The following is a 3087-nucleotide window of genomic DNA, read 5'->3' as shown; positions in this document are numbered from 1 at the left end:
CCAACAGGGGACATCCTATTTGGTGCTCGTTCTGCGACTTGATGCAACGGTACGAAGGGGAATGAAGCCCTGTTACCCCTTTCGAGCGGGCGCCGCTGCTTGGCCGGTACCAATCTGCATCAAGTCTCGGCCGATCACGAGTTCGCCCGAAAAGCCCTTGCCTGCAGGCGATAGCTGTTCACGCGTTGCGTTGCCGGGCACAATGTGGCTGAGGACAAGCTTCTTCACACCCGCTGCTTCGGCTATTCCGCCAACCTCTTCAACCGGCGTATGTGCGCCAAGCAGATGTTGCATCAAGCCTTCTTCGGCGACTGAACGCGGCGCGGGAAATAGACCATGGATCCATCTCGTCACGATGACTTCGTGAACGAGAATGTCTGCGCCTTTTGCAAGCTTGATCAGGTTCTCGCTGCGCGCCGTATCGCCGGAGAACACGATCGACCCGTCCTCACTGTCGAAGCGATAAGCGAATGCAGGCCAGACTGGAGCGTGCGCCACGAGGATTGCCGAAACACGAACGCGATCGTCCTCGAACACCCTGAACGGCTCCATCGGGGGAGCAGGGGTTTCATTGGGCGATTTGAACCCGGCAATTTGCGGGATATCGATGTCGTGCACCTCGACCAGCGCCTCGAGGCTCCGTTTACCATTGTCGCGCATTCGATCGTTCAAATCCGTCGCGAAGGCCTGATAGATGTAGCCTGTCATATCTTTGGTGCCAGGCGTCGGATTATCGGGGCTGATAATTGGCGCAGTCGGGCTCGAAGAGCCGGGGAGCGAAAAGACAGGCGCCACTTGGCCTCGCCGGCCCGGACCGAAGACCTTGAGGGGCGAGGCGGGACGGTCCAGCCCAGTGAACAATCCGAACAGCAACAAATTCGGATAATCGACTGTATGATCGGAATGGAGATGGGTCAGAAAGAGCGCTCTCAAATTGGCGCTCATAACGCGGCTATTAGCCGGCAATAACGCCTGCTGAAGGCGTTTGCCGACCCCCTCGCCGCAGTCCACGAGATAATAGGCGTCTCCAACCGCCACGGCCGATGAGATGCCGCACTGGTCCGAATTGGGCCACCATGTGGGACCGCCTGCCGTGCCCAGCAAAAGAAGTCTGGTCCTCGAACTCGCGGTGTCTCCGGACGATTGTGCGATCTCAATTCGTGTGTCCAGTTCGTCGTCGCCTGCGACTGCGGAGCACATCATGGGAGCGATAAGGCTCGCTCCAACGGCGCTTCCCGCGATGAAGCCACGGCGCGTGAGCGCTTGCTGGAGGGCATGTCCTATCAGGTTGCACATCGTCTCATCCTCCCGATCAGAAGAAGCTCTCTCGCAAAATCTCGTGGGTCAGATGCCCTCCCCGGGCGTAATCGCCAAGCCGACCGAGATCATCGGGCCGCACACGAAGCTCGTGCCCGCAGTTGCGCAGAATACGCTTCGGTGGTGGTCCGCGCCTTCATTGCTGCGACCTGCTTTCAAGCAGCCGGTTGCGGACCTCCTCCGATACAAAGCGCTCCGCCCGCTGCCATGCCTCGTCGTTGTCGCCGCGGAATTGGAAGTATTTCCTAAACACGATGCGCTGGGAAGTTGTATCGATAGCAACAGTCTGCGCAAACTGCACCAGTGTGCTCATCTTATGAAAGCCGCCGATGATCAGGACCTGCGCGCCGGCCTGTGACGCCGCGCGCAGCCGATCGCGCAACGTCGGTCCATCGGTCGGACAATTCGAAGCGCAAAAGGACGGCACAAGCTCAAAACGGCCGTCTGCAGTGACATCGTCCCGCAGCGCGGTCATGAAAGCCCGCAATCGCTTTTCATGCACGGCCGTCTGATCGGTGGGCTCGTTCGACGTGTCTCTATAATAGAAATCGTCGACGGAGACAGCCAAGGCGTGGCCGGCGGTCTCGGCGGATGCATCTGAGATGAAGCTGCTGGATCCCAGACCGGTGAACAGGCCGGCTGTGGCAAGAGCGTGCAAGAGTAGGGCGTGGCGCATGGCGATGACTCGATCTGTTACGCATCCACCATCGTTTTGCTTCGAACTATGCTGAGCGCATTTTCGGCGGAAGTGTAGTGAACAATCGGTAATTGTGGGAGAGCCCTATCTTTCACAAGCGGCATCGGCGAGGTGCGCTAACCCCAGAGACGGGCAAAGGCTTTAAACTTGGGTTTGAAGTTCGTTACGCAGTGGGAACGGAAGTTCGCGGCGAGGATTCCTTGCGTTGCGGAATGTCGGCTTCGGGTCAAAAGCGCCGATTGGAAGGTCGACCAGTCACTTCCGATCTACCCCGATAAGCAGACGATTTCCGATCCCGCGCGGACTTCGCATTCGGGCCAACAGGCGACATAAGCGAAACCCGAAGTGCGAACCGCTTAATGCGTCAACTCATTTCGAAATGTGGAACTGCGGTCGTACGGGGCGGTAACATTATAACATTATGCGTCGGATCAGCTTTCGATTTTTGCGCCCTTGGCGGCGTTGCCTTTCGCACCATTTTAAGTGGACTGGAACCACATGCAGCATGCTGATGGCCACTTGCACCGAGAAACACCATGAGAACCACCCTCATCGCCATGGCCCGAATTGCGGACACACCGCGGTTCGCCATGACGGCCATGTGGACTATCTTCACGATGGTCATCTTCACCATATGCACGAGGATCATGTGGACGAACATGTCATCCCGATCGATGCGGCAAATCCCGTGAACTGCACCCCTCACGTCCACTGCTCACATACTCACGGTCCAGGCTGCGGACATGAACAGGTGCCGCATGGAGACCATGTCGATTACCTCGTAGACGGCAGGCTGCATCATCCACACGGTGATCATTGCGATGATCATGGGCCTCTGCAGTTAGCCTGAGGACGCCAAGGACTACCCATCGAGCCGCTTGAGCGCAATCGGCGATCTGCCCAAAACGACCTGACCGGCGCCCGCCGGGGCGCGGTATGTCTCAGTTGGGTCAGATTCGGAATTGGCGGGCCAGCACATCTTGGACCGCTTTCGACCCGGTAGCTGACCTACTCCTCGCGTTCGCGATGGCAGCCAAGGGCCAAATTCAGAAGTCTTCGTGTGCAGGGCCGGA

At 58.2% G+C, this 3087-nt stretch carries 2 protein-coding genes; both read right to left on the bottom strand.

Annotated elements, in window-relative coordinates; genetic code table 11:
- Window positions 1-72: 72 nt before the first annotated feature.
- The gene (locus tag CWO89_RS42415; RefSeq protein WP_130584151.1) at window positions 73-1296 is read right to left on the bottom strand and encodes an MBL fold metallo-hydrolase; all 1224 of its coding nucleotides are present in this window, start codon (window positions 1294-1296) and stop codon (window positions 73-75) included.
- Window positions 1297-1453: 157 nt separating this feature from the next.
- Window positions 1454-1993: a DUF2380 domain-containing protein gene (locus tag CWO89_RS42410; RefSeq protein ID WP_130584150.1), complete on the bottom strand. Its 540-nt coding sequence runs from the start codon at window positions 1991-1993 to the stop codon at window positions 1454-1456.
- Window positions 1994-3087 lie beyond the last annotated feature (1094 nt).

This window comes from Bradyrhizobium sp. Leo170, assembly GCF_004296405.1.
Lineage (GTDB): Bacteria > Pseudomonadota > Alphaproteobacteria > Rhizobiales > Xanthobacteraceae > Bradyrhizobium.
This window is presented reverse-complemented; position numbering and strand designations above follow the sequence as displayed.